We start from the raw sequence: 2,999 nt of genomic DNA on the forward strand, positions 1-2,999 counted from the left end.
AACGAAAAACGGTAAACGAAAAACGGTAAACGATAATCGATTAACGAAAGACGATTAACGATTTATAAAATCAGCATCTAAAACCGACATACTTTTATTTTTTGTATAAATTCAAAAGATATGAAACGGCAAGAATCCAAAGAGCTTGCGGTCTGGATTCGATAGTGAAATATCTTATAGAATTTAAGAAAAATAAAATAAGTCTAGATTTTTGTTTCTTGGAATTTATCTTGAGCGAAGTCGAAAGGTCAATGGAAAAGAAAAAAGAAAAATAAAAGAGCAGGTACCTTACTTAAGTGAATACACTTCCATATCACCGTTCATTATTTCTTGAGATCACAAGGCTGATTTAAGAAATGCTTTTTTATTTAGAATTTTATTTGTGGTTTGTGGTTCGTTTCGCGATAGTTAGTCGATAGTCGAAAAACGGTAAACGATTAACGATGGACGAAAAACGATTAACGATTAACGATTTATAAAATCAGCATCTAAAACCGACATACTTTTATTTTTTGTATAAATTCAAAAGATATGAAACGGCAAGAATCCAAAGAGCTTGCGGTCTGGATTCGATAGTGAAATATCTTATAGAATTTAAGAAAAATAAAATAAGTCTAGATTTTTGTTTCTTGGAATTTATCTTGAGCGAAGTCGAAAGGTCAATGGAAAAGAAAAAAGAAAAATAAAAGAGCAGGTACCTTACTTAAGTGAATACACTTCCATATCACCGTTCATTATTTCTTGAGATCACAAGGCTGATTTAAGAAATGCTTTTTTATTTAGAATTTTATTTGTGGTTTGTGGTTTGTGGTTTGTGGTTTGTGGTTCGTGGTTGGTGGTTGGTGGTTGGTGGTTCGTTTCACTATAGATGATAATCAAAAAACGATGTTCGAAAAACGATGTTCGATGTTCGTGGTTCGTGGTTCGTTGGTCGATTTTAGCTTAAAACCAATAGCTTATGGCCCATAGCCAATACTTGTTCGTCTCACGATTTACGAAAAAGGTAAACGATAAACGGTAAACGATAGACGAAAGACGTTGTTCGTGGTTCGATGGTCGTTGTTCGATTTTAGCTCAAAGCCAATAGCTTATGGCACATAGCCAATACTTGTTCGTTTCACGATGGCCGAAAAACGAAAAACGGTAAACGATAAACGATAATCGATGGACGAAAAACGATTAACAATTTATAAAGTCAGCATCTAAAACCGACATACTTTTATTTTTTGTATAAATTCAAAAGATATGAAACGGCAAGAATCCAAAGAGCTTGCGGTCTGGATTCGATAGTGAAATATCTTGTAGAATTTAAGAAAAATAAAATAAGTCTAGATTTTTGTTTCTTGGAATTTATCTTGAGCGAAGTCGAAAGGTCAATGGAAAAGAAAAAAGAAAAATAAAAGAGCAAGTACCTTATTTAAGTGAACACACTTCCATACCATCGTTCATTATTTCTTGAGATCACAAGGCTGATTTTAGAAATGCTTTATTATTTAGAATTTTATTTGTGGTTTGTGGTTCGTTGGTCGTTGTTCGTTATTCGTGGTTCGTGGTTGGTGGTTGGTGGTTGGTTTCACCATAGATGATAATCAAAAAACGATGTTCGACAAACGGTAAACGATGGACGATGGACGAAAAACGTTGTTCGTTATTCGATGGTCGTTGTTCGATTTTAGCTCAAAGCCAATAGCTTATGGCCCATAGCCAATACTTGTTCGTCTCAAGATGTACGAAAAACGATAAACGATAGACGATGAACGTTGTTCGTTATTCGATGTTCGATTTTAGCTCAAAGCCAATAGCTTATGGCACATAGCCAATACTTGTTCGTTTCACGATGGTCGAAAAACGAAAAACAGTAAACGATAATCGATGTACGATTTAGGGATTTAACTCAAAACCAATAGCTCAAAGCCCATAGCTTACGGCGCATAGCCAATACTTATTCGTTTCACGATGTACGAAAAACGAAAAACGGTAAACGATAAACGAAAAACGATGGTCGTTGTTCGATTTTAGCTCAAAGCCAATAGCTTATGGCACATAGCCAATACTTGTTCGTTTCACGATGGACGAAAAACGAAAAACGGTAAACGATAATCGATTAACGAAAGACGATTAACGATTTATAAAATCAGCATCTAAAACCGACATACTTTTATTTTTTGTATAAGTTCAAAAGATATGAAACAGCAAGAATCCAAAGAGCTTGCGGTCTGGATTCGATAGTGAAATATCTTGTAGAATTTAAGAAAAATAAAATAAGTCTAGATTTTTGTTTCTTGGAATTTATCTTGAGCGAAGTCGAAAGGTCAATGGAAAAGAAAAAAGAAATAGATAAACTACTGTCTTTGCCAGGCACGAAGCAATCTCACCTTAATACACCTTTACTCTTTTTAATGAGACTGCTTCATTCTTCGCAGTGACGTTGTTATTTTTGTTATTCCAGAACAAGCCGTTTTAAGCGATTGAGGAATTTCATTGATCATAAGATTTCTCGTCGCTCATACTTCGCTTTGTCGAAATGACATTGAGTATGAATTCGTTATTCGATGCTCGATAGTCGTTGTTCGTTTCAAGATAGGTGGTCGATAGTCGAAAAACGGTAAACGAAAAACGGCAAACGATAAACGAAAAACGTGGTTCGATTTCAGCTCAAAGCCAATAGCTTACGGCGTAGAGCCAATACTTGTTCGTTTCACGATGGTCGAAAAACGAAAAACGGTAATCGATGGACGAAAGACGATGGTCGAAAGATGATGGACGAAAGATGATGGACGAAAGACGATGGACGAAAGACGATGGTCGATTAACGAAAATCGATAAACAACAAATATTCTTATTTGTAACCCAACTGAATTAATTTTTCTTCATACCAATTTCTATCCGTTACTCTTCTAAAAAACCAAACTCTATAGTCTTTGTAAAGTATCGCTTTATAGACAATGGCTGCTCTAGATTTTATAAATAGGTAGTTTTTAATTCTATGATGCTGTTTT

1 protein-coding gene is annotated in these 2,999 nt (G+C 34.8%); it reads left to right on the forward strand.

The genetic code is table 11. From position 1 onward, the window contains the following. The first annotated feature begins 2,731 nt into the window (after positions 1-2,731). A complete protein-coding gene (locus ES044_RS19305) occupies positions 2,732-2,863 on the forward strand; it encodes a hypothetical protein (protein ID WP_262713733.1) in 132 nt (43 codons plus the stop codon). Positions 2,864-2,999: the final 136 nt, after the last annotated feature.

The organism is Polaribacter sp. IC066 (assembly GCF_007997085.1).
Lineage (GTDB): Bacteria > Bacteroidota > Bacteroidia > Flavobacteriales > Flavobacteriaceae > Polaribacter.